The 22,542-nt window shown below is 59.0% G+C and carries 20 protein-coding genes; 3 read left to right on the plus strand and 17 right to left on the minus strand.

Translation table 11 applies throughout. The features are described from left to right. Window positions 1–234: 234 nt before the first annotated feature. On the plus strand, window positions 235–783 hold the full coding sequence (locus KGA82_RS01980) for a cupin domain-containing protein (protein WP_007946335.1): 549 nt from the start codon (window positions 235–237) through the stop codon (window positions 781–783). Between the two features lie 115 nt (window positions 784–898). Further along, entirely contained in the window at window positions 899–1,345 is a 447-nt protein-coding gene (locus KGA82_RS01985; protein ID WP_223449478.1) for an NUDIX hydrolase, read from the plus strand. Between the two features lie 90 nt (window positions 1,346–1,435). On the opposite strand, the gene KGA82_RS01990 is transcribed toward KGA82_RS01985, so the two are convergent. Further along, on the minus strand, window positions 1,436–1,693 hold the full coding sequence (locus tag KGA82_RS01990) for a hypothetical protein (protein ID WP_223449479.1): 258 nt from the start codon (window positions 1,691–1,693) through the stop codon (window positions 1,436–1,438). 95 nt (window positions 1,694–1,788) lie between these two features. On the opposite strand from KGA82_RS01990, the gene KGA82_RS29425 reads away from it, so the two are divergent. After that, window positions 1,789–2,232, plus strand: a complete 444-nt coding sequence (locus KGA82_RS29425; RefSeq protein WP_411737445.1) for a hypothetical protein — start codon at window positions 1,789–1,791, stop codon at window positions 2,230–2,232. A gap of 325 nt (window positions 2,233–2,557) precedes the next feature. Here the strand turns inward: KGA82_RS29425 and KGA82_RS02000 are convergent, their stop codons facing one another. The 16 genes from KGA82_RS02000 to KGA82_RS02075 all read right to left on the minus strand — a co-directional run bounded on the left by KGA82_RS02000 (window position 2,558) and on the right by KGA82_RS02075 (window position 22,540). Beyond that, on the minus strand, window positions 2,558–2,851 hold the full coding sequence (locus tag KGA82_RS02000) for a fructose-bisphosphate aldolase (protein WP_223449480.1): 294 nt from the start codon (window positions 2,849–2,851) through the stop codon (window positions 2,558–2,560). A 613-nt stretch (window positions 2,852–3,464) separates the two neighbouring features. Continuing rightward, a complete protein-coding gene (locus KGA82_RS02005) occupies window positions 3,465–4,337 on the minus strand; it encodes an alpha/beta fold hydrolase (protein WP_223449481.1) in 873 nt (290 codons plus the stop codon). 112 nt (window positions 4,338–4,449) lie between these two features. Continuing rightward, a complete protein-coding gene (locus tag KGA82_RS02010) occupies window positions 4,450–5,094 on the minus strand; it encodes a CGNR zinc finger domain-containing protein (protein WP_223449482.1) in 645 nt (214 codons plus the stop codon). A 107-nt stretch (window positions 5,095–5,201) separates the two neighbouring features. Then, on the minus strand, window positions 5,202–6,623 hold the full coding sequence (locus KGA82_RS02015; protein ID WP_223415512.1) for a mannose-1-phosphate guanylyltransferase/mannose-6-phosphate isomerase: 1,422 nt from the start codon (window positions 6,621–6,623) through the stop codon (window positions 5,202–5,204). Between the two features lie 129 nt (window positions 6,624–6,752). Beyond that, window positions 6,753–7,841: a mannuronate-specific alginate lyase gene (locus tag KGA82_RS02020; RefSeq protein WP_223449483.1), complete on the minus strand. Its 1,089-nt coding sequence runs from the start codon at window positions 7,839–7,841 to the stop codon at window positions 6,753–6,755. Then, window positions 7,841–9,238, minus strand: coding sequence for an alginate O-acetyltransferase AlgX-related protein (locus tag KGA82_RS02025; protein WP_223449484.1), 1,398 nt, complete (start codon window positions 9,236–9,238; stop codon window positions 7,841–7,843). Before KGA82_RS02025 ends, KGA82_RS02020 begins: the two co-directional genes overlap by 1 nt. Window positions 9,239–9,249: 11 nt before the next feature. Beyond that, window positions 9,250–10,767 carry a mannuronan 5-epimerase AlgG gene (algG, locus tag KGA82_RS02030; protein WP_192228291.1) on the minus strand — a complete coding sequence of 506 codons (1,518 nt, stop codon included), beginning with the start codon at window positions 10,765–10,767 and terminating at the stop codon, window positions 9,250–9,252. A gap of 83 nt (window positions 10,768–10,850) precedes the next feature. Further along, complete coding sequence (locus KGA82_RS02035) at window positions 10,851–12,239, minus strand: alginate export family protein (RefSeq protein ID WP_223449568.1); 1,389 nt, start codon at window positions 12,237–12,239, stop codon at window positions 10,851–10,853. Window positions 12,240–12,280: 41 nt separating this feature from the next. Next, the gene (locus tag KGA82_RS02040) at window positions 12,281–13,681 is read right to left on the minus strand and encodes an alginate biosynthesis protein AlgK (protein WP_223449485.1); all 1,401 of its coding nucleotides are present in this window, start codon (window positions 13,679–13,681) and stop codon (window positions 12,281–12,283) included. Beyond that, window positions 13,678–14,892, minus strand: coding sequence for an alginate biosynthesis protein Alg44 (locus KGA82_RS02045; RefSeq protein WP_223415517.1), 1,215 nt, complete (start codon window positions 14,890–14,892; stop codon window positions 13,678–13,680). The genes KGA82_RS02040 and KGA82_RS02045 overlap by 4 nt, the downstream gene beginning before the upstream one ends. A gap of 64 nt (window positions 14,893–14,956) precedes the next feature. Next, complete coding sequence (locus KGA82_RS02050) at window positions 14,957–16,438, minus strand: glycosyltransferase family 2 protein (RefSeq protein WP_223449486.1); 1,482 nt, start codon at window positions 16,436–16,438, stop codon at window positions 14,957–14,959. Between the two features lie 57 nt (window positions 16,439–16,495). Further along, on the minus strand, window positions 16,496–17,806 hold the full coding sequence (locus KGA82_RS02055; protein WP_008027175.1) for a nucleotide sugar dehydrogenase: 1,311 nt from the start codon (window positions 17,804–17,806) through the stop codon (window positions 16,496–16,498). Window positions 17,807–18,396: 590 nt separating this feature from the next. Continuing rightward, window positions 18,397–19,812: a purine-cytosine permease family protein gene (locus KGA82_RS02060; protein ID WP_223449487.1), complete on the minus strand. Its 1,416-nt coding sequence runs from the start codon at window positions 19,810–19,812 to the stop codon at window positions 18,397–18,399. A 364-nt stretch (window positions 19,813–20,176) separates the two neighbouring features. Next, window positions 20,177–21,328: an acetylornithine deacetylase gene (argE, locus tag KGA82_RS02065; RefSeq protein WP_223449488.1), complete on the minus strand. Its 1,152-nt coding sequence runs from the start codon at window positions 21,326–21,328 to the stop codon at window positions 20,177–20,179. After that, complete coding sequence (locus tag KGA82_RS02070; RefSeq protein WP_192228284.1) at window positions 21,325–22,002, minus strand: DUF1028 domain-containing protein; 678 nt, start codon at window positions 22,000–22,002, stop codon at window positions 21,325–21,327. Before KGA82_RS02070 ends, argE begins: the two co-directional genes overlap by 4 nt. Window positions 22,003–22,123: 121 nt before the next feature. Then, window positions 22,124–22,540, minus strand: a complete 417-nt coding sequence (locus KGA82_RS02075) for a RidA family protein (RefSeq protein WP_046027689.1) — start codon at window positions 22,538–22,540, stop codon at window positions 22,124–22,126. Between the last annotated feature and the right edge of the window lie 2 nt (window positions 22,541–22,542).

Consider the following 22,542-nt stretch of genomic DNA (forward strand, 5'->3'; position numbering starts at 1 on the left):
GCAGAGGTCAAAAACTGTGGGAGCGAGCCCGCTCGCGATGACGCCATCCGGTTCCCCATCAATGCCAACTGACCCACCACCATCACCAATAACCATGCGCCTACAGCAACACCCCCAAACGTGATTTAATACCCGCCTTTCACAATTACGGGACAGGGAAGCGGTACTTTCGCGGCCAAAAGTCGCCCGCCATCCACCCCCATAACCCTTAAGTTTTCCTCGCATAAGGCTGTCATGGACACGGGCTCACGACTCAAATTAGTACGCGAAAGCTACAAACTCTCCCAGCGCGAGCTGGCCCGGCGTAGCGGCGTCACCAATGCCACCATCTCCCTGATCGAACAGAATCGCGTCAGTCCCTCCGTCAGCTCCCTGAAAAAACTGCTCGAAGGCATCCCCATGTCTTTGGCAGACTTCTTTACCTTTGATCAGCCGCCACGTGAACATCAATACGTGTTCCGCGCCAACGAACAACCGGATCTCGGGCGTCATGGGCTGCGGTTGCTGCTGATTGGCGCTTCGGTGCCGAGCCGGCAGATGCGCTTGTTGCGCGAGCAATACGCGCCGGGGGCGAGTTCGGGGGAAGAGCCGATTGTGCACTCGGAAGGGGAGGAGTGTGGGTTGGTTACGCGGGGGACGGTTGAGTTGACTGTTGATGGGCAAATCAGTGTGCTCAACGCGGGTGACGGCTATTACTTCCCGACGACGTTGCCGCACAAGTTTCGCAATATTGGCCAGGATGAAGCGGAAATCATCAGCGCCAACACTCCGGCCAACTTCTGATATCAAAAGCGGACGCCAACCTGTGGCAGTTGCCGAGGTTGCGTCCGCGATCAATACCCCATGCCGAATGGAAGCAGCTGCTTCAGGAATTTTCAAAGTAAATGGACTTCACATCATGACCACACCCCGCATCCGCCCCCTCGCACTCTGCATCTTCCATCACGACGGCAAGATACTGGTCAACGAAGCTCGCGATCCTATTACTGAAAAGCCGTTCTTCCGCCCAATCGGTGGCGGAATCGAATTCGGCGAAACCAGCGCCCAGGCAGTTGTACGAGAAGTACAGGAAGAACTCGGTTTGCCCATCACCGATGTTCGCTTGCTCGGCACGCTTGAAAGCCTCTTTACGTATAACGGCACACCAGGGCACGAAATCGTGCAGGTGTACGACGCGAAGTTTGTGGATGCCAGTGTCTATGAGTTGTCGCACCTGGACGCTCAAGAAAGCAATGGTGCACCCTTCATCGCCAAATGGCTCCCATGGGCAAGCTTTACTGACGAACAGCCGTTGGTGCCTGATGGGCTATACGAGCTGCTGAAGAAAGTCGAGCTTTTGGACTGACACCCGTTACCGGATAACTTTGGATCAATCAGCATCAGGCTGTTTCTTGATAAGTCATGGGGATGAATGATGAGAGTTTTAGTGTTGCTATTAATGCTTGGTTTTGGTGGTCAGGCATTTGCCAGTTGCTACGGCATCGATAACAACGATCAGCGCATATTGTGCGAAGCCAGGAATAGCGGTGGCAGTTGCGGCGGTATCAACGACAATGACCTTCGCAGAAGTTGTGAGGCAGAGACCAGTAATGGAAGTTGCTATGGAATTAACGATAACGATCAGCGCGTAATGTGTGAAGCTCGGAAGGGCGGCAGCTGTTATGGTATTAACAGCAATGATCTGCGGGTTCAATGCGAAGCTATGAAACACTGAGGGTGAGGCCTGAAAAAAGGTGACAGATCTATTTTTTAAATAGATCTGTCACCTTTTTCGGGTTTAAAGCCACTATGTCATTGCGTAAGGGTTCTGCACTGATTGCGCATATCGTCATTATGGATATTTTCGCAACCATGGCCACTCTGTTTGGCTTCGCACAAGTTACGTTGATCATCGTCGCGGATGTTATTGCACCCGCTACCGGTTGTTTCCCCTTTGCAAGCATTTCTCATGTCGTCGTTTTTGATGTTATCGCAACCACTGCCGCTCTGTTTGGCTTCGCACAAGTTACGTTTATCATTGTCGCGGATGTTGTTGCACCCGCTACCGGTTGTTTCCCCTTTGCAAGCATTTCTCATGTCGTCGTTTTTGATGTTGTCGCAACCACTACCACTTTGCTGGGCCCTGCAATAGGCACGCTCGTCATTATCTTTGATGTTTTCGCAGTTGGCATAGGTGTACCCACTGAACATCAACAAAATCAAAAGAATGGCTCTCATCATTGGCATCCATGATTTGTCAGGAAGCAGCCTGACGCTGATTGATCCCGAATTTTTTTTCATTTGCGCGCCATCATATCGACATCACTCTGCACAAAAGTTCCGTGATGAAAAACTATTTGAGGAGGCTGTCAAAAAACCAGGAAAGTGCTCTATTCATGCTGTACAGCGTGCGTAAGAAGGTGACTAAAAAGGAATAGGTCGGCCACCTTTTTTACTGGCCACTCCTTGTAGATGCTAACTGAGTACAGGCCAGGGTTAAGTCCCGGACAGCCGCAGATAAGGAGTTACGAGATAACAAAAACCCGCGTCAACGCGGGTTTTTTGGGATGAAATTCAGTCACTGACCATTGGAGGTATCAAACCCACGCTGCTCAATCACCCGAAACACATCACTCACATCCTGGAGCAAAATCCGGGCGATGTTGGCGACGGTGTTGATGTCGTTTTCGGCGTAGTCGGGGAGGCTGGTGCAGCCCATGAGCTGGAGGTAGGGGAGGACGGCGTTTAGGCGTTCGCTGACGACGTTGTGGAGTTCGCGGATTGGGGCGTGGCTGTCGATGACTAGTACGGGGTAGTCGGTGGCGAATTGGGACATGGGGGTGAAGCGGCGGGGCGGATTGTTCAGTGGCATAAGTAAATCTTCCTCGTATTTAAAAGAAGAGCTGCCGCCATTCGCTGCGAAACGAATTGGGTGGTAGCTGTGTGCGGGTTCGCAGACCAAGGATACGAGGAGCCCGGCAGACCCGAAGGCCTCCCACACACAGCCACCATAAAACGGGTTTCGGGCACTGTTGCGGCCGTCATTCCATTTATGGTGCTGCGTTCTACACGTATCTTAAAGGCTGCGAAACCCCTCATCGCTGACCTGTATCTGCGACTGGCCGAAACTATAGGCGCCCATTTTGGCGCTCACAACCGGGCTGTAGGACGCTTTGGCGGTCTTTGGAGCAAGGCTCAATGCCACTGTTTACGGGGTTTTCACGGCATTACGAGGGGTGTGGAGTGCCTTGGGAAATCGGGGGCAGGTTTTGGGGCTGCTTCGCTGCTTATTGGGAATAAATCCCCTCGTTACAAAAGGTGAATTCCTACACGATTTTCGGATGTCAGGTTTGCGAATCGAGTGGGCTGAAAGGTGTGACAGTGAATGTTTGTGTTGAATGTGAGGGCCTCATCGCCGGCAAGCCGGTCTCGCTCCCACAGGGGAGATGTAGGCGGGCGCACTGTTGCGTCCGCCTGTGATCCCTTTATGCGGCGTTGCCAATCACTTCGATGATGCGCTTCGCAATGTAGTCGACATGGGTTTCCAGGGCGAAGTGTCCGGTATCGAGCAGTTCGACTACGGCATTGGGGTTGTCGCGTTTGAACGCCTCTGCGCCAGGCGGGATGAAGAAGGGGTCGTTCTGGCCCCAGATGGCCAGGGTTGGCAGTTGGGTCTCGCGGAAGAAGCGCTGAAAGTCCGGGTAGCGTTTGAGGTTGTTCGCGTAGTCCAGGAACAGGTCGAGCTGGATGTCTTTGTTGCCCGGCCGTTCCAATAGCAGCGCGTCGAGCGTATAGGACTCGGGAGCGATGAGTTCAGGCGTGCTGACGCCGTGTTCGTATTGCCAGCGCGTGCCTTCCAGGTGCAGGACTGCGTCGGCGATGACCTGGCGATTTTCGGACGACGGTTCTGCCCAGTAGGCTTTGATCGGTGCCCAGGCATCGCCCAATCCTTCCAGATACGCGTTGCCGTTTTGCGAGATCAGTGCGGTCATTCTCTCGGGGTATTTGACTGCCAGTCTCAGGCCGGTCGGTGCGCCGTAATCGAAGACGTACATCGCGTAGCGTTTCAGTCCCAGGGTCTCGACGAAATGCCCCAGCGTTTCTGCCAGTGCGTCGAAGGTGTACGCGTATTTGCGCTCGGCAGGTACTTCGGTGAATCCAAAGCCGGGCAGGTCCGGGGCGATGATGTGGAAGTGGGCTGAAAGCAACGGGATGAGTTGGCGGAACTGGTGGGATGAGCTGGGAAACCCATGGAGCAGGAGGAGGGTCGGCTTGGCCGGTTCTCCTGCTTCCCGGTAGAAGACGCGGACGCCGTCGACGTCGGCGAATTTGTAGCGGATGGGGGTAGTGGTGATCATGATGATTGGCCTCGTAACCGCATGGATGAGATCAAGCCGGTTTTCGAGACTAAATCTGGCACGAACAAAGTAACCTGTCAAAATGATTTTGATAGGTTATTGTTTTTCGCCCTCAAGCATCGATGACTTTCTTTTGCCGTTCGCGGTGGGCCGCTGCTTTCGCTCGGTTGCCGCAGACCGCCATGCTGCACCAACGGCGTTTTCTGCCACGGGTGTGATCGACGAACATCAGGGTGCAGCTCGGTCCTTCGCAACATTTCACGTTGGTGAAATCTTCCTCGCTGACGAACTGCGCGAGCACTTCGCCTAGTGGCAACAGCAGGGAATCCGGACTGCGCCAGCGGCGTTTCAGTTCCCGGGCGAGCTTCGGTGTTTCGCCGTCCTGCAGCGTGATCTGGGTGTACTTCTCGTCCCGTTCGAGCAAGCGATTCAAGGCCTCTAGCTCTGTCAGGGCCGAGGCTTCAAGCGGTTTTCCTTTGTATTTCAGGACAAAGCCGCGAAACCACTCGCGCAATGACCGTGCCTGCGCTGCGACGGTTTCCAACTCGCCAGGCATGGCTTGTGCCTGAAGCCGCTGCAGTATCTCGTCGTCCACCCAGCCCGATTGATTCAGCCAGTCCAGCCAGCCGTTGCCGTCGTCGATCCAGTCGACGGGTTCATCGACCGGCGTTGCTATCGAGTTCAGGAAATCGAGAGCGGCGGCGTCGGCGACGAAGAGGGCCGGTCCACGGGGAGTGCTGTTCATGAGGGTGTCCACTAAAGCCTGGATTGATAAGGCTCAGCGTAACCACTCAAAGTTAGTCCGACAAGTTACTAATTAATTGATAACCTCTTCGTAGTGTTCGGTGGGGTTACTGAATGGGCTCAATTCTTGACCTGCTGGTTCCTCCCATAAACATCCTCCAACCGCTCAATATCATCCTCACCCAAATAGCTCCCGGACTGCACCTCAATCACCTCCAGCGGAATTTTCCCGGGGTTGGCCAGCCGATGCACCGAAGCAATCGGAATGTAGGTGGACTGGTTTTCCGTCAGCAGGAAGACCTTTTCGTTGCACGTCACCTGGGCCGTGCCGGAGACCACGATCCAGTGTTCGGCGCGGTGGTGGTGCATTTGCAGGGACAGTTGCGCGCCCGGTTTGACGGTGATGTGCTTGACCTGGTGGCGGATGCCGTTGTCCACCGAGTGGTAGCTGCCCCAGGGGCGATACACCGCGCAGTTGTTCTGGGTTTCCGAGCGGTTTTGGGCGTCGAGCGCGTTCACCAGTTTTTTCACGTCTTGCACGGTGTCGCGGTGCGCGACCATCAGTGCGTCTTCGGTTTCTATCACGACGAGGTCTTCCACCCCGAGCAGGGTCACCAGTTTGCTGCTGCCATGGACGAAGCAATTGCGGCTGTTGTAGCTGACGACATCGCCCTTGAGCACATTGCCGTCGGTGTCCTTTTCGTGCACATCCCACAGCGACGACCAGCAACCGACGTCACTCCAGCCAGCGCTGAGCGGGACGACCCAGGCGCGGTGGGTGCGTTCCATCACCGCGTAGTCGATGGAGTTGTCCGGGCAGCATTCGAAGGTGACGCGATCGATGCTGGTCACGCCTTCGCTGCTGGGGCTGCGCTCCAGGGCCATCACGCAGGTGTCGTACATGTCCGGTTCGTGAGTGCGCAGCTCTTCGAGGTAGCGGCTGGCACGGAACAGGAACATGCCGCTGTTCCAGAAGTATTCGCCGGAGCGGACAAATTCGGCGGCGGTTTGCTGGTCGGGTTTTTCGATGAATTGCTCGACCTTGAAGGCATGGGCGTCCGCATCGCTGCAGTCGGCCTTGATGTAGCCGAAGCCGGTTTCCGGACGTGTCGCCGGAATGCCGAACAGCACCAGATTGCCTTTGAGCGCCTCTTGCTCTGCGTGTTCCAGTGTGGCGCGCAAGGCGGGGACGTCGCTGATCACATGGTCGGCCGGAAGGACCAACATGAGCTCATCGCGGCCTTCGGCAATCAGCTTGAGGGCTGCCAGCGCCACCGCCGGTGCGGTGTTGCGGCCGAAGGGTTCGAGCAGGATTGCCTGTGGCGTGCAGCCGATGGCGGCAAGTTGTTCGTTGACCAGGAAGCGATGCTCCTGATTACACACCACGATCGGTTTGCCGATACCGTTGAACGCCAGGCGCTGCAGGGTTTGTTGAAAGAGTGAACCTTCGCCGGCCAGGCTCAGGAACTGTTTGGGATACAACTTGCGTGACAATGGCCACAACCGGGAACCACTGCCCCCGGACAGAATGACTGGAATCATTTTTCTTTCCTCCCACACCTTCATCGTTCGATTTGAAGGCGCTTCGAACAGCGAAGGACTGCCTTCCATTATTTGAAACACAAGCTCAATTCAAAGTGGCCGCAAACAGGGGCGTGCCGCCTGTTGCACCTAGTCTTTCTGGTCAGCAAACAGTTGGGTGATGTCGCCGCCCAGGCGGTAGTTTTTCATCGGTTCGACCGATTGGCGCCAGCGGTTGGTTTGCGCTGAGCAGTCGTATAGGGCGCAGTACGGTTCCAGCCAGGCAAACTTGCCATCCTCGTTGAGGTCTTCGAGTGCTTGCTTGTGGCCGGTCTTGCGTTCGAACAAACCTGGATTCTTGATGCCTTCTTCCACGCGCGTCGCCAGACGCCGCATGGCGCCGTTGTTCTCTTCGCGCAGGTCGACGCCGTTGGCTTGGGCGAATGAGGCGATCATCATCAGCGGCCCCATCGCGTAGTTATGGTAAGCCAGTGCTCGGGTGTCGCGACCCAATTCGTTGGGCAGGTACCCGTCGGCATCGACCTGGGACGCGCCGATGCGAAACTGTGCGACCGACCAGTCGAACAGGTCGCGCCGGTCGACTACCACCGAGGCCGCCATGACGGACCATGCCGCCCAATACTGGTGATTGTTGAGGCGGTCCAGCGGTTGGTCGCGCCAGTCCCGCACTACCTGTTCGGCGAGCTTGCCGATCCAGGCTTCGATGGGTCGGGTCTGCGCTTCACGGCCCTTCAATGGCTGTGATTGCGAAAACTTGAGCCGCAGGTACGCCGAAGAAATACTGCCCAACGCCCATTTGCGCATCGACTTGCCGGTGTGGGTGTAGGTGGTGCTCAGCAGCGCCTGCGCCTTGGCCCAATCGCCCAGCCAGCTCAATGTGCAGTCCACATGACCCGGGCGGCCGAGCCGCAGATAGGCGGCGACTTGTTTGTTGACGCCTTTTTCCAGTTCGTTGATATCGCCGGACATTTCCTTGTAGCGTTTGTTGGATTCTGCGTTGAGCTGATCCCGAGCCTTGCCCGAGCCTTCGTATTTGCTGGGGATCAACAGGTCGCCGGTATAGGGTTTGGGCGTCGCCGGACAGCTCTGCGCGTCGCCCTTTTTCTCTGTGGCCGGCGCGTAATAGCCCTGCGGCGGGCGAAGTTGTGCGGCCGCTTGCATGGTCGGCCCCATCAGAATGAAGGCCACGCCAATGGCGGCCCAGTGTGCCGGGCGCATCAGTTTTCCTCCGTCTGCGCAGTGCGCAGGGTCGGTGCTGCCGTGATGGCGGGTTTGACGCACAGTCGGGTCGAAAGCCCTGTGGTGGTCATTCCCGGCGGCGGTTGCACGTCCATGGAAAGAAGCGTCTGTTCGCCCCAATCCCCGTCGCCGCGCAGCTCGAAGGCGAAGCGGCCCTGGGTATTGACCGTCGGCGAACGGCTCAAGCTGAGGTTTTCCTGGCGACCGTTCAGATAAGTCAGGGTCGCGTTCAGCAGGCGCACGCCGGGATCCGCGAACTTGAGGTCGACCTGATAACGATTGCCCTTGATCGGATACACGTTGCCGCCACTGCCGTTGAACAACACTTGATTGCGCCCACTGTGCAGGGTCGCCTGGCTTTTGAGCAGCGGGGACTGGTTGTCGCAGCCATCGCTCAGCGCCGCCATTGCCTGGCGGTAGAAGCTGGGTTTGCCAAGGCTGTCGAGGTTGTCGGTTTCCCACACCAGCACCGCCGGCGGGGCGTTCTGGAAGTCGTCGCCGAGCAGGTAGGCGATCAACGAATCATCGTAGCCACCGCCCGGTACGCTGAAGTTGCGGACCGGCGTCTGCAGATATTGTTCAAGGAAACCGGGAAAGTTGAACAGCTCGCTGCTGGCGCTGGTGCCGATCAGTGCGACCTTGGCCGGCCCCTTGGCATCGCCTTGGGCGCGGGTTTGATAACGGGTCACATACTGCGCCGCATAGCCGTTGCCGCAGATCTGTGCGGCGGCTTTTTGCAGCGTGCCCGAGCGTCCCAACAGGCCGGCCGGTTGACTGGCGAAGAGCTGATGCGGCAACGCCTTGAGCACATCGTTGCCCTTGAGCGTCTGGGCTACCAATTGGGCACTGCGGTCGGCGCCATAGGGCGTCCAGTTGTGATCGCCCTTGAAGTAGAAGGGCTGCCCGGCGGGCTGTGGCGAACTCAGCAGGTTGGCAAAGTCGGGCGCCAGAATGCCCAGGCCGCGCACCCGGTCCAGGGTTTGCAGGTAGTTTTGCCGGGCCCTGGCCTGATCGAAGCTGGCCAGTTCCAGCGGCGTCAGGCGGTCGGCGTGCAGCAGGCCGCGACTGGGTGGCATCACCAACACCAGTTCGACCCCACGCTGGGCGAGCCCGTCGCGCAGGCGCTTGAGGGCTTTGTAACCGCTTTCATCAAGGCCGAAGTCGGTGCGCAAATCGCTACGGGTGCGGAAGAGCCACTGGTCCTTGGCCTCCACCAGCGTCGCGTAGTTTTTCAGTTCCGGTGGCTCGTAATAGGTTGCCTGCGCCGCTTGCGGGCACAGCTGACAGCAGGCCTCGGCCGTGTACTGCGGCTGCGCCTGTGCCCCCATCGACATGGACAGCAGGCCAAGCGCGGCAAATCCATGAAAGGTGTTCATCGGCAGGCTCCTCACAGTGTCTCGGGCAGAATCAGCGCGGCGGCATGGCGGCGCAGCAGGATGTCCATCAAGTCGCCCTGAACGTCCCCCAGCAAACCGGTGAAGGCCAGGCCGTCCTGTTTCTGCGGCGCGAGAAAGGTCAAGTCATAGAGTTCCAGGCGCGAGGGTGAAAACACGGCGATGGGGCTGGAACCGTTGCCGATCAGCTTGCCGCCGACCACGGTGAGCGACAGTTTGGCTTCGTAAGGGTCTTCCTTGAGATCGCGGTCGCTGCCACGCAAATCCTTGGTGTGGCCATAGATCCCGGTCAGGGCGTTGGCCATCAGCTCGTTTTCGTACAGCCGCACGCCCGTGCTGTTGCGCACCCGGATCCCGTGTCGATCATTGTCCGCCGCGCGGTTGCGCCAGATCAGGTTATTGCCGCTCTCGTACAAGGTGATGCCGTCGGAACGGTTTTTGTAGGTTTCGTTGTAGGCCAGCAGGTTATTGACGCTGGAACGGTCCAGGACGATGCCCGACAGATGATTGTTGTAGGTGCGGTTGTAGATGATCCAGCTGTCGTTGACCTCGCGCGAGAGGATGATGCCGTGCTTCTTGTGGGTATCGAAGACATCGTTATGGGCAATGATCAGCCGGCGCGAACGGTCGTGCGGGTCGATGCCATATACGATGTTTGCGCGATAGGTGTTGCGCAGAATCACCACGTCGTCGGCCTCGTAGCAATAGAAGCCGAAATAGTTGTCGATGAACTGCGAATTGATCAGCCAGCCGGTCGGTTTCTTTCGCTTCATCTTCGGCGCCATGCTCGGGCTGTACTGGGAAATACTCACCCCATAACTCTTGCTCTCGGTGTAGCCGAAGCTGGTGATGGTGCTGTTGACGATGTAGGTTTCGGTGCCGCCCCAGGAGATCAGGAACGGGCGAAACGTTTCCTCTTTTTTGAACCAGGCCGGGCTGTCGTCTTTCTCGCTCCAGGCGCTGACCTTGGTATCGGTAATGAACAGTTTGCCGTCGTTGACCAGGAAGGAACCGCCGTCCTGGGACAAGCGCAATTCCTTGACCGATTTGTCGATATGCAACGTCCCGCCGGGACGGATGACGATCGGCAAGCGCGCCAGAAACACCCCCGGTGCGGTCTCGCGCAGGGCTGTCTGCGGCAGGCTGCGTGCCAGTTGCGTCAGGCTCATGTAGCCACGGTCGATGAAGATCGCCACGGGCATTTGCTTCTGGCGCACCACCCATTCCTTGAAGCGGTCCTGGCCGCCGATGAACTCGTCCAGCGCGTTTTCCTTGAGCATCGGCTGGATCAAGGCACGGCCAGCGGGCTTGTAGGCAATCTTCGCGGCGACTGCCTCGGCGGTATAGCCGGACAGGTCGGGCATTTTCGGTTCCTTGATCAGCAACGGTTTTCCCGGAGCCTCGCTGATGCTGTAGCGCGGTATCAGGAGGTCACCTGCCGCACTGGCACCTGCCGTCTGCACCAACAGCATTGCGGCGAGCATCAGTCCTATCTTGACGACACGGTCCATAAGTCTCACTCATCCAAAAGGCAGCCGGTTGTGATCAATGTGCCGTTGCCCGCGATGGCTTCAGCGCGGGCAGCCACCGGGTCCTAGATTTTCCAGACGAAATCGATGAACGCCCGGTGCATGCTCGAATCGGTGTCGTTGGCGTAGGCGTCACCGGGGAAGAACACGCCCAGGCGCAGGCGGATCAGTGCCGAGGGTTCGTCGACCCAATCCACCATGCTCGCGGGCAACAGGCCTTGCTTGAAGTACTTGGTCATGACCAGATCGACTTCCTGGCCCAGGTCCTTCTCGCCGTCCACCAGCGCCGCATTGATGATCCCGTCGTCGCCGGTTTCCGTCTGGTCGTCGACCCGCCAGAAGCGGTGGTAGACGAGGCTGGCGTCGTAGTCCTCGCGATACGACCAGGCGCCGAACAGCGTCGCGGTCTGGAGGTTGCTCAGTTCGCCGCGAAAGGCTTCGCCGAAGCGGTGTACCCGTGAGCGCGTGCCGGTGTAGTTCGAGCGGTTGCTTTGCAGGCCGGTTTGCTGGAACTGGTTCTCCTGGTCGTTACCGCCGCCATCGCCACGGGCGGCGGCAGCACCGAGGCGCCAGGCGTCATCGATGTTCCAGCGCAAGCCCAGGTCCGCGGCCCAGGAATTGACGTCGCCGCTGGTGTGGCCTGTCGCGATTCGATCGCCGGAAGGGACGATCACGCTGTTGAGGTTGTCGCGATCGCCGTTCAGCCAGGTTGCGTTGATCCAGTAATTGAGCGGCATCGTCGAGCGATAGTTGTAGCCGTCACCGTTCGCTTCAAGGCCGACCCAGGTCAGGCTGCCGGTGGTGGTCTTGTCGAGTGTGTCGAGCCGGTCACCGGGATCCGGCAGATTGCCGCTGTCTTCCGAGTGATGCACGCGCAGGCCGACCCAATTGTTGGGCGTCCATTGCGTAGAGATGTCGGCGAAGGCATGGGAACGGTCTTTGTCTTCCGGCGCCAGGTCGTCCAGGTCGGTGCGGTAGTCGGAAAAGCGTTGAGCGGCGCCGACGTGGCTGCGCAGCAGCGTGGTTTCGAAGGTCCAGTTGAGCGCTTCGATGTTGGTGTCCATCCATTCGCCGCTGTCCTCACGCAGACGCTGGCGCCCCAGGCGCAGATGCTCGCCCGGATAGGCCGTGATGCCCGAATAGTCGACCCAGAATTCGCGAAGCGCCAGGTAGCTGTCATCCGCTTCACGGGTGTTGCTGTCGTCGACGCCGTTGTTCACGGTGTCGGTGTCGATGGTGTCGGTCGCCGCTACCGCCTGGCCCATCACATAGGCGCTCCAGTTGCCCCATTGGCCAAAGGCCCAGGGGCGCAGGTCGAGGCCAATATCGTTGAGGGTGCCACCGGGTGCAGTGCCCAGGTCCCGGTCGTCCTGCGACTCGCCGGTAATCTTCACATCCAGGCCGAAATTCTTCGGCGCCACTTCCGCCGCCAGCACCAGACCGGCGCTGCACATCAGCGAAACTCCCAGACCATAACCTGCCAACAGTGCTTGTTTCATAGTAAGTCCTGTCCATTTTCCGGAGTTTGCAGCCTGGCGAGAGCCGCGCCCGTCAGACGGGCCTGAGCTTCTTCCTCAAGTAAGGGCTGCGCGATTTTCCTTTCTGCCGGGGTCATCCCCGACTGCACGGCCGACAGCACTGGCCCCGCATTTACCACGCCCTGGCGTTGCGCGAGTTGCGCAAAGACAAAAGCATTGATTCGATTGACCTTGACCCCGCGTGAATCGGAAAACATGTGCGCCAGTGCAAGGTCGGCATTGGGCGAACCGTTGCGCGCTGCCAGCAGCAAGTGTTGCAACGCTTTCTGTGGTTCGACCTGGCCCAGATAACCGCGCCGGTACAACTGGCCGAGGTAGTAATGCGCCCCGACTTCACCAGCGGCGGCCGCCTTGAGCAGATGCTCTTGCGCCAGGCGCGGGTCCTGCGGCAGCCATTTGCCGAGGTAATACAGGCGCCCGGTCAGCAGTTCCGCCCGTGGATCGCCCGCTTCGCGCCCGCGCTGCAAGGCCGAGAGCAATTGCGGCGCATCGCCTTGGGCGGGGTAGTCGTCGATCAGCCGCGCCAGGCTGGTCCAGGCCGGTGGATAGTCGGGTGCCAGTTCCTCAAGCAGGCGCTGGGCGCTTTGCGGATCGGCCGGGCCTTCGAGTGTCGGCGTCGACAGAACGCGCGCCACCGACTCGACCCGCAAGGGCGCGACTCGTCCCTCACGCCAACCCTGGCGCAACTGCGCCAGCAAGTCGGCTTGCGCCTTGGGCTGGGCGCGCATTCGGTTGATGGTGGCCAGCTCCACATAACAGGCATCGAGTAATGCCAGTCGCGCCCGGCACATCTGCTCGATCTGCGGCAGGTGAGCGTTATAAGTGCCCTGATTGCGGTAAATCAGGATTTGCGCCATGTCTGCCTCGACAATGCCCTGGGCGCGCCAACTGTTGACCTTCTGCTGCGGATCCACCCCCGGCGTCAGTTGCGGGTAGCCCAGGTACAACAAGGTCAGCGGCACCACTGCACTGAACTCGCCTTTGTCCCGCGCGCCTTCCAGCAATTGCCGGGCCTCTTGCACTTGCTTGGGATCCGTCGGTCCCTGACGCAGCAACACGCGGCCCAGACGTGACTGCGCCTTGACCGATTCCGGCGCGGCCTGCCGGTACAATCCCTCAGCCTCTTTCAGGCTCGCGGGGTCGCCCGCCGAGGCCGTCAAGTCGCCCATCCCGGCCTGGGCGTCGGCATAGCCGTCCTCGGCCAGCGGCGCGTAGTTCTTGCGAGCCGTTTCATAATCGCCGCGCGCCATGGCCTCGCGCGCCAAGCCTTGATCGGGGAGGGTGCCGCACCCATGAATCATTATCAGGGCAACGGCCAGCGCGGAAAACCGCAGCCCCGATCGCCATGCGCCGTTCATTTTCCGGCCGCCATGACTTTATTCGCCCAGGTGTTTTTCACCCAGGCATTGGCCGCCGAGGCACTTTGCACCCAGACATTGCCTTGCAGGTCTTCGATACTGACCTCCACCGGCCGCCCGGCCTGATCGGTTTGCAACGGGCTGTCAGGCTCAATGGTGACCCGCAGGTCCGAGGCCAGGCCGCCGTTGTCCAGTGCCACCGCAGTGATTTTGCCCGCGCGTGGCTGTTCTTCGCCGATCAGTTGGAAGCTCACCGCTTTGCCGGGCTGGATCTTGGCAAAATTCTTGTAGGGGAAGCGCGCCTCGATGGTTGCCACACCGTCGATAGGCATCAACTCGTACACCGTGGTGCCCTTGCCGACGACTTGGCCATCCGGCACCAGTTGCGACACCACCCGGCAATCGCAAGGGCTGGTCAGCGAACCTTGCAGGGTTCGGCTGAACAGGCGCTCAAGGTTTTCCGGGGTCGCCTGCCCGGGCGGCAGGTTGCCTTTCATCACATCCAGCAGCGAGGCGGAAAAGGTCGCCAGCGGGGCGCCCTTGGCCACCACCGACCCGACTTTGACTAACGAATTGACGCTGCCGTCGCGCGGCAGGCCGATCAACTGGCCGGGCACATTGACCCGCGCCGATTCGGCATGGGTGACGAAATAAATGCCATACAACTGGTGCACCACATAACCAAAGGCAAACAGTCCCACCAGGAACATCAGCAGGCTTACCGCGGTGGCCCGCACGCGAGCGAGAATGCCCATGCCGTGGCCGCTTTCGTGCTTTCGCGGCTTGGTGAAGTTGTCGCGCTGCTGGGTCGAGAGCATGTCACCCAGGCTGATCACCCCGCCCGAAAGGTAAGAGGTGATCACGTAACGCAAGGCGGAAATCGCACGAGGGCGCAGGTTTTGAAACTCGCAACCTATGCGCTGCCCTTCGTCGTTAATCGAGCGCACGACAAACTCCACGTCGATGGCAAACCCCAGTGCATCGACCTGGAACACCAGTTTGCCTTTGTGTTGCCGGCCCACAATCAGCGTTGTACCCGGCTGACTCAGGCTGAATCCTCCGGCTGACAAGTCGATCAGCTCGCAATCGAACGGCTCCCGGTCCGGCCCGTGAAACTTGATCCTCGCCGGCAGAGTGAGCCGCGCATGCTGACGCTGCACCTCCGACTCGTGCACGACATTGTCATCAACAGCAACAAAAGCTGTGTTCATAACGCGTTCCTTCCCATCGATTGAGTCCGATCCGGCACGGCCTGCCACGGCCCTGACACCTGCACTACACAATCCACATCAGCAGCGCGCAAAACACGCTGCCGGCCGAAAACGTCATGGCCCGCGACGACCAGTTATTGAACCAGCGCTGATAGCTCGCCAGCCCACGGTCGAGTTTGGTTTTCTGGCGTGTCCACGATTGCTGGTCGAGACGGAAGAACACATAGATCTTCACCATGGCGCCGACCAGTTGGTTGTAATAGAGAATCAGGGGATAAGCCGGCCCGACCGGGTGCCCCGACGCCAGCAACAGAAGACTCAGGATCAGGCGCGTCACGCCAATCCAGAGCACATAAATCAGCAAGTAGGCGATGCTGTATTTGAGGCTGGCAATGATCGCCACCGACGGCCCGAGCAGGCTGGCCCACATCGATACGCGTTGGTCGAGCAACACCAGCGAGGTGAACCAGCCCAGCCGCCGCACGCCCAGGTGCAGGGCCCGTGAGTTCTGCCGCAGGTTATTGCCATACCAGCGGAACATCAGCTTGCGGCTGGCCTTGATGAAGTTCTTTTCCGGGGGATGCTCGACGGTGTTGATCGCCGCGTCGGGCACATAAAAGGTGTCGTAACCCAGCCGCATCAGGCTGTACCAACTGGACTTGTCATCACCGGTCAAAAAGCGAAAACGTCCCAGGCGCCAGTGCTGCAGATAATCGCGCTCGACGTCTTGAATGAAGCCGGGATCGGTCACCACCTGGGCGCGGAACACCGACATCCGCCCGGTCATTGTCAGCACGCGCTTGCCCAGTGCCATCGAGCACATATTGATGTGCCGCTGGGCGAACCGCAGCTTGTGCCATTCGCTCATCAGGTAGCTGCCGCGCACTTCGCAGAACTCATTGGTGGTCAACCCGCCGACGTTCGGAAAGAGCTTGAACCAGGGCACGGTCAGACGTACCAGCCCGGCGGAGAGCACGGTGTCGCCATCGACCACGGCCACCACTGCATCGGCGTCCGGCACGTGCCGGGAGATCGCCCGGAAACCATGGGCCAGGCCGTCGCGCTTGCCGGTGCCGGGAATCCGCACAAAGCTCAGCTTGACCTGCTCCGGCGGGGTATAGCTGTCCCAGAGCGCCTTGATCAGCAATTCATCGGCGAGCTCGACGATGGAACAGACCACCGTGGTCGGGTAACCACAACCGATGGCCTCTTCAATCACCGAGCGGTAAACCTGCGCCGTGGTCAACGCCTCGATCCGAAAGCTGGTGACCAGCAAAAACACGTGCGACGGGTCGGCAATGCTGCCGAGCCGGGTGACTTTGCGTCTGTAGTAGGGGAACACCAGATAAAGGAACAGTAACCCTCGTATGTAATGGACAGCCCCCATCGAGTAGCGCCAGATGCCGACCGCCCCCAGCAACAGGAGAAAGTCCCTGGATTGGGGATCGAACACTGAGCGCGGCAGCAGCAATGCAAGCCCCAGCAACGCGGTGACGTAAAACAGCCAGCCCGCCGCTTCGCGCAAGTAATCCCTGGCACCAGCCATACTTGTGACTCCTGTTCGATAATCCCGTATTACCCGGGTTGCAGTTCGGTGGCTCTCTTACCAGCAGATGCCTTCGAGCTGATCGTCACTGGTGTGTGGCATGAAACCCACCAGGTCAACCACCTGCTTGCCCTCGGGCACCTCAAGCGCGAGGGCTCTGAAGGACTCGTCACCGTTACCCAACACAATCACCTCTGCCTCGTCGATCACCTTCACAAGGTCTGCGCGTAGCAGCGAAGCCAGGTGCGGAATCTTCGATTCGATGTAGTCCTTGTTGGCGCCGTAGATGCGCGCGTATTCAACGTTGCGGTCGAAGATATGCAGGTCGTAGCCCTTGCCGATCAACATTTCGGCCAACTCCACCAGCGGGCTTTCGCGCAGGTCATCGGTGCCGGCCTTGAAGCTCAGGCCGAGCAGGGCGATACGCCGCTTGCCGTAACTGGTGATGATGTCGAAGGCTCGCTGAACCTGCGCCGCATTGCTGCGCATGATCGACGCCAGCAGCGGGTGCTCGACATCCAGTTGCCCGGCGCGGTAGTTCAGCGCACGCACATCCTTGGGCAGGCAGGAACCGCCGAACGCGAATCCGGGGCGCATGTAATAACGCGACAGGTTGAGTTTGGTGTCCTGGCAGACCACGTCCATCACGTCGCGACCGTCCACGCCGGCAGCCTTCGCGATATTGCCGATCTCATTGGCGAAGGTGACTTTGGTCGCGTGCCAGACATTGCAGGTGTACTTGATCATCTCGGCCACTTCGATACTGCGGCGCAGGAGCGGCGCGTCCAGCTCTTGAAAGAGCGAGGCGAGCAGGTCGCCGCTGCGTTGGTCGAGTTCACCGATCACTGTCATGGGCGGACAGTTGTAGTCCTTGATCGCCGTACTTTCGCGCAGGAATTCCGGGTTGATCGCCACACCGAAGTCGACCCCGGCCTTCTTGCCGGAACAGTCTTCCAGTATCGGGATCACCACATTCTTGACGGTGCCCGGCAGTACCGTGCTGCGCACCACCACCGTATGCCAACTGTCCTTGGTGTGCAGGGCTTCGCCGATCTCGCGGCAGACCGACTCGATGTAGACCAGATCCAGATCGCCATTCTTCTTGCAGGGCGTTCCGACGCAGAGGAACGACATTTGCGTGTCCATCACGGCCGCCTTTACATCACTGCTGCCGCGTAGCCGCCCTGAATTCACCCCCTGTTCGAGCAGCGGTTCCAGGCCGGGCTCGACGATAGGCGATTTGCCCTGGTTGATCAGGTCAATCTTGACTTGCGAGACATCCACGCCGATTACGTCATGACCGCGAGCAGAGAGACAGCCCGCGCATACAGCGCCCACATACCCCAGACCAAATATGCTGATACGCATTGGTAAGTTCCCCATATACCCGGATTTCGGATGGCCATCGGCATGCCACACAGGCCGACAGTTGCTCTATTTGGCTAACTAAGCGGCAGTTTGGTTCAACGTGTTTTTCGGGTCCGCAAACGCAGAACCAAGAGTGTAGACAAACATCTTCCTGGCACTGTCATTTTTTTTAACAGGAATTTCGAACAGTTCGCGCCAGCAATATAAAGAGTGGGGGTTACAAGGAAGGTGTCAAAAGACAATGTGTGAATTACGAATAAAAAATACTAATAAAAACAGCAAGATAACTAACTTATTTCGTTTGGAAATATGAGTAGAATATGTATTTTTGCACCAAAATCAGGCAGGCGCCTATATCGTTTTTTTGAAGCGGCACTGGCGCGGTGCAACGCCAGCGTTACAATTTTGCAATCACCCAGATCAATTTTTTCTTAGAGTGTAAAGTTGCTGAGACATGTCAAATTTTCAATAACGGTTTTATTGGCGTTTTTATTATGCGTGATAGTAAATATCTTGGAGCTGCATAATATGATCAAGCAATAAAAAACCGCATTGATGCGGTTTTTTATTAAGGTTGAAATGCGGGGGAGTTAGAGGCTATTGGCCAGTTTCCCGATGGAGAGTCGGCGCTTGTACGCGGTGTCGCGATTGGCCAGCCAGTAGTAGAGCGGCGAGGTGATGATCAGGCCCACCAGCCAGGACAGGTCAGCCCCATTGATGTGCTGCGAAATCGGCCCGACGTACAGCGGTGTGTTCATGAATGGAATCTGCACCACGATCCCGATCGCATACGCCAACAGTGCCTGCGGGTTGTACCGGCCGTAGATGCCGCCATCGACCTTGAAGATCGAATTGATGTCGTACTGGCCTTTGTGGATGGCGTAGAAGTCGATCAGGTTGATCGCGGTCCATGGCACCAACACCACGAGCAACACCAGCACCATGTCGACGAAGTGGCCGATGAAGTTGGCGGAGGCGCCGACGGCGGCGAAGCAGCAGGCGGCGAGGAGGATGATCGACAGGATGGCGCGGCTTTTGGCGGTGGGGATCCAGCGGTAGGCGAAGGTTTGCACCAGGGTAATCAGCGACAGCACGGCACCGTAGAGATTGAGGGCGTTGTGGCTGATGACGCTGAGCAGGAACAGCACGAGCATCAACGGGCCGATGGAGCCGGTGGCGAGTTTGACGGCGTCCATGGTGTCCATGCCGACGGGCGTGGCGAGGACGGCTACGGCGCCGAAAATGAACGAGAGGCTGGAACCGAGCACGGTGCCCAGATAAGTCGTCCAGAAGGTTGCGGCGACGGGCACGTTGGCCGGCAGGTAGCGCGAGTAGTCGGAGACGTAAGGCGCGAAAGCGATCTGCCAGAGTGCGGCAAGGGACACGGTGGCGAGCCAGCCGGAAATATTGAAGCTGCCGCGTGTGAGGAAATCGGCGGTCTGCACGTGAGTGAAGATGTAGCCGAAGCCGAGCACGATACCCGCGCCGAGCACCCAGGTGCCGATGCGGTTGAGCACGTGGATGAAGCGATAGCCAATGATGCCGATGATGCCGGAACCGAGGGCGCCGATGACGATGCCGACCGGCACTGGCACGCTGTCGACCACGCCATGCAGGGACTTGCCGGCGAGGACGATGTTGGAGGCAAAGAAGCCGATGTACATGATGCCGGCGATCAGCACCACCAGCAGCGCGCCGAGGGAGCCGAACTGGGCGCGGCTCTGGATCATTTGCGGGATGCCCATCTGCGGGCCTTGCGCCGAGTGCAGTGCCATCAGCACGCCGCCGACCAGGTGGCCGACGAGGATGGCGACAATGCCCCACACCAGGTTGAGGTGAAACATCTGCACGCCGAGGGCGCCGGTGACGATGGGCAGCGGGGCGATGTTGCCGCCGAACCAGAGGGTGAACAGGTCACGGGTTTTGCCGTGGCGATCTTCGGGTGGCACGTAGCCGATGGTGTGTTTTTCGATGAGTGGGGCGGGGGTTGTTGCTGCGGTAACCATGATGGACTCTAAGGCAATTTTGAGTACGTGGACGTACTTCGGTGAGCGCCGCGTGGGGCGACGCTTTTCTTGTTGGAGTTGATGATGTGCGGTGGGGTGGGATAGATAAATTAGTAGTTTTGTTGGTACAGACGTTAAAAAAAGTAGGTCCATGGGTCGCCCAAAAAACCTGTGGGAGCGAGCCTGCTCGCGATAGCGGAGTGTCAGTCAACACAGGTGTTGAATGTTAGTCCGCCATCGCCGGCAAGCCGGCTCCTACAGGGTTATTTGGGGTGTTCGGGATCGTTGCATCACCACGCCACCTGTAGGAGCCGGCTTGCCGGCGATAGCGATTGTGAGACCGCCATCGCCAGCAAGCTGGCTCCTACAGGCTGATGAACGCGAGCATTCGTTGCAGCATTTCATCGCAGCGGTTCAATTGTTCGAGGCTGACGAACTCATCCGGTTTATGGCCCTGATCCATGCTGCCGGGGCCACAGACGACAGTGGGAATTCCTGCAGCATCGAACAGGCCGCCCTCGGTGCCAAAGGCCACTGTTCCAAATTCCCTGGAGCCGGAAAATGCAGCGATCAACTCAGCCGCTTCGCTGTGTGCATCCGTCGCCAATCCGGGATACGCCGACAACTCACTGAAGCGAATCTCGCTCTGTTCACTGACCGCACGCATTCGCGGCAGCACTTGCTGCTCGGCGTAGGCTTTCAATTCCTGGGCGACTTCGCTTGGATCATGCGAGGGCAACGCGCGTATTTCGAAGTCGAACCGGCAATCGGCCGGGACAATGTTCAACGCTTTGCCACCGGAAATCACACCGGTTTGTACGGTGGAAAATGGCGGATCGAAACGCGCATCGTGATGCTCGGGCGCTTTCAGTCGGTTACCGATTCGTCCCAGTTCGCCGATCAATTCGGCGGCGTACTCAATGGCATTGACCCCAAGCGGCGCATACGCCGAATGGCACGCTTCGCCATGAATATCGCAGCGCATCGCCAGTTTGCCTTTGTGCCCGAGCACCGGTTTCAGCTCAGTCGGTTCTCCAATGATGCAGAGCATCGGTTTGACCGGGCGTTGTTCCAGCTCCGCCAGTAAGGAACGTACACCGAGGCAGCCGACTTCTTCATCGTACGAAAGCGCGATGTGCACCGGCAGTCTCAGCGAAGCGTTTACCAAGGACGGAACGAGGGCAAGCACGCAAGCAATGTAGCCCTTCATGTCCGCCGTACCGCGACCATACAACTTGCCATCGCGCTCGCTCAGTTCGAACGGCGCAACGGTCCATGGCTGGCCATCGACGGGCACCACATCGGTATGTCCCGACAGCACGATGCCCGGCTTGTCCGCCGGGCCGATCGTGGCAAACAGATTGGCCTTGCTGCGCTGCTCGTTGTAGATCAGTTCACAAGGCACATCGAGACTTGCGAGGTAGTCACGGACAAACTCGATGAGCTGCAGGTTCGATTCGCGGCTCGTGGTGTCGAACGCCACCAGGGTTTGCAGCACGTCGCGGCTGCTGCTCATCGGTCGTCTCCGGCGACGCCGTAGCCGGGGGATTTGTCCGGGGCGAGGGCACGGTCGATGTAGTCCTGGACTTGTGGGCGGTAGGCATCCCAGAGTTTTTCGAGCTGACCGATTGGATCGTTGTCCGCCCAGTCGACTCGCAGGTTGATGATCGGCCAGGTCAGTTCGCCGACCACCACCATCGCTGCCGAATGCACCGGCCCGGCTTCGCCACCAGCGGCGATGGCGGCTTTCATCGCGGCGAGCAGGCGGTCGGCGAGTTGACCTTCGCCGTGTTCGAAGGCCTCGACCATCGCCTCGATCACGCCCCGGTCCGCAAGCATGTTGCCGGCGGCCACACATTGTTCGCCGGACACGGCGTTGTGGTTGCCCAGGGTTTGCGCACCGCTGAAGTGGGCGGTCTGGCCGAGGTGGTCGATGGCGGTGATCTGCCGGTATTGGCTGTAGCCGTTGCGCGTGAGGACCTTGTCCAGCGCATCGAAGGGGGCGAGGCCTTGCTCCATCAGGGCGAGGACGTCCGGGCCGAGGGAGGGCAGGGTGATGTTTTGCGTGGAGACGGCGCCGACACCCGGCAGCAGCCACGGGCAGCGGGCGCCGACGGCGATGCTGGAAGAACTGATGGCGATGCCGAACTGACCGGTTTCGGGGCAACGGGCGGCGATGGAGAAGGTCATGGGTTTTACTCCTTGGCAAATGAGGTGTCTGGGCGGGCCTCTTCGCGAGCAAGCTTCGCTCCTACAGGAAATCCGGATCACCTGTAGGAGCGAAGCTTGCTCGCGAAGGCCGCGACTCGGTCTACTCGGGAATCACCGCAATCACATCAATCTCCATCAACCACTGCGGCTGCCCCAACGCCGACACCACCAGCCCGGTCGAAATCGGAAACACGCCTTTCAACCACTTCCCGACTTCCTGATACACCGGCTCGCGATACCGTGGATCGATCAGGTAAGTCGTGGTTTTGACGATGTGGCTGAGGTCGCTGCCAGCCTCTTCCAGCAACTGCTTGACGTTGCGCATGGCTTGCTCGGCTTGCGCACGCGGGTCACCAAGGCCTACCAGATTGCCTTCGAAATCAGTCCCGACCTGGCCACGGACATAAACTGTGTTACCGGCGCGGACCGCCTGGCACAGGTCATTGTCCAGGCTCTGGTTCGGGTAGGTTTCCTTGGTGTTGAACATGCGAATACGGGTATGGGTTGGCGTGGACATGT

The organism is Pseudomonas sp. BF-RE-22, assembly GCF_019956155.1.
Lineage (GTDB): Bacteria > Pseudomonadota > Gammaproteobacteria > Pseudomonadales > Pseudomonadaceae > Aquipseudomonas > Aquipseudomonas migulae.

Coding starts and splice junctions, on each gene's coding strand:
- KGA82_RS01980 (WP_007946335.1), top strand. CDS start 235: ATGGACACGGGCTCACGACTCAAATTAGTACGCGAAAGCTACAAACTC.
- KGA82_RS01985 (WP_223449478.1), top strand. CDS start 899: ATGACCACACCCCGCATCCGCCCCCTCGCACTCTGCATCTTCCATCAC.
- KGA82_RS29425 (WP_411737445.1), top strand. CDS start 1,789: ATGTCATTGCGTAAGGGTTCTGCACTGATTGCGCATATCGTCATTATG.
- KGA82_RS02000 (WP_223449480.1), bottom strand. CDS start 2,851: ATGCCACTGAACAATCCGCCCCGCCGCTTCACCCCCATGTCCCAATTC.
- KGA82_RS02005 (WP_223449481.1), bottom strand. CDS start 4,337: ATGATCACCACTACCCCCATCCGCTACAAATTCGCCGACGTCGACGGC.
- KGA82_RS02015 (WP_223415512.1), bottom strand. CDS start 6,623: ATGATTCCAGTCATTCTGTCCGGGGGCAGTGGTTCCCGGTTGTGGCCA.
- KGA82_RS02020 (WP_223449483.1), bottom strand. CDS start 7,841: ATGCGCCCGGCACACTGGGCCGCCATTGGCGTGGCCTTCATTCTGATG.
- KGA82_RS02025 (WP_223449484.1), bottom strand. CDS start 9,238: ATGAACACCTTTCATGGATTTGCCGCGCTTGGCCTGCTGTCCATGTCG.
- algG (WP_192228291.1), bottom strand. CDS start 10,767: ATGGACCGTGTCGTCAAGATAGGACTGATGCTCGCCGCAATGCTGTTG.
- KGA82_RS02035 (WP_223449568.1), bottom strand. CDS start 12,239: ATGTGCAGCGCCGGTCTGGTGCTGGCGGCGGAAGTGGCGCCGAAGAAT.
- KGA82_RS02040 (WP_223449485.1), bottom strand. CDS start 13,681: ATGAACGGCGCATGGCGATCGGGGCTGCGGTTTTCCGCGCTGGCCGTT.
- KGA82_RS02045 (WP_223415517.1), bottom strand. CDS start 14,892: ATGAACACAGCTTTTGTTGCTGTTGATGACAATGTCGTGCACGAGTCG.
- KGA82_RS02050 (WP_223449486.1), bottom strand. CDS start 16,438: ATGGCTGGTGCCAGGGATTACTTGCGCGAAGCGGCGGGCTGGCTGTTT.
- KGA82_RS02055 (WP_008027175.1), bottom strand. CDS start 17,806: ATGCGTATCAGCATATTTGGTCTGGGGTATGTGGGCGCTGTATGCGCG.
- KGA82_RS02060 (WP_223449487.1), bottom strand. CDS start 19,812: ATGGTTACCGCAGCAACAACCCCCGCCCCACTCATCGAAAAACACACC.
- argE (WP_223449488.1), bottom strand. CDS start 21,328: ATGAGCAGCAGCCGCGACGTGCTGCAAACCCTGGTGGCGTTCGACACC.
- KGA82_RS02070 (WP_192228284.1), bottom strand. CDS start 22,002: ATGACCTTCTCCATCGCCGCCCGTTGCCCCGAAACCGGTCAGTTCGGC.
- KGA82_RS02075 (WP_046027689.1), bottom strand. CDS start 22,540: ATGTCCACGCCAACCCATACCCGTATTCGCATGTTCAACACCAAGGAA.